We start from the raw sequence: 860 nt of genomic DNA on the forward strand, positions 1-860 counted from the left end.
AGCCGGGCGGCGAGCGCCCTGATCTCCTCGTCCCGCTCGGTGGCGCGGGCCCGCAGCTCGCGCCGCTCGTCGTCGGCGGCGCGCTCGTCGTGCATCGCCGGGTTCGGCGGCACGAGGAAGACCCCGCTGTCCTCGGTGCCGGGAGCGGGCGTCGGCGCGAGCAGCGCGGCGGACGTCCCGACGGCCACGGCGGACCGCGGCAGCAGCGACGCCTGCGCGAGCACCGCACGGGCGCGGGCGTGGGTGTCGGGGTCGGTGATGACGACGCCGTCCACCAGCTCGGGGCGGGCCGCGAGCACGGCGGCGTGGTCGACCGGGTCAACGGCCTGGGCGAGGTAACGCCAGCCGGGGAGGGCGGGGATGCCGTGCTCGCCGAGGAATTCGACGGCCGCCAGCACATCGGGGCTGGGCGGCAGCAGCCCCCCGTCACCGAGCGCGCCCAGAATCCGCGAGTCCTCGGCGGCGGCGGTCCGCAACTCGAAGAGCTGCCGCTCGGCGGAGGCCACGCTCTCCTCGAGAAGCTCCCGCAACGCCTCGGCGTTACGGTCCAACTCCTCACCGGTCAGCGGCCCGTCGCCGAGTGGCCGGGGGGCGGGGCGGGAACGGTCACCGCGATCCCGGCCGGGTGCGCCACCGGGCTCGGGGGCCCAGCAATCGGAGTCGTCGGTGGGGTCGGTGTTGGTGGCGGCATCGTCGGTGCCGGTGTCGGCGTGGGTGACGCCGGGAGTATCGGTGGCGACCTGCGACTCGGCCCGACCGCTATGGGCGGCGTCGGCGGCAGCCCGCGACTCGGCCCGACCGTCGTCGCCGTCCCCGACCCGGGCCGATACCTCCCCGGGCGGCCGGGAGTCGGCCGCCAC

The 860-nt window shown here is 77.1% G+C and carries 1 pseudogene; it reads right to left on the bottom strand.

The features are described from left to right. Positions 1-860, bottom strand: a pseudogene (locus KN815_RS49395) (hypothetical protein); the annotation flags it as partial.

The sequence above is a fragment of the Streptomyces niphimycinicus genome (assembly GCF_018883605.1).
In the GTDB taxonomy this organism is placed as follows: domain Bacteria; phylum Actinomycetota; class Actinomycetes; order Streptomycetales; family Streptomycetaceae; genus Streptomyces; species Streptomyces niphimycinicus.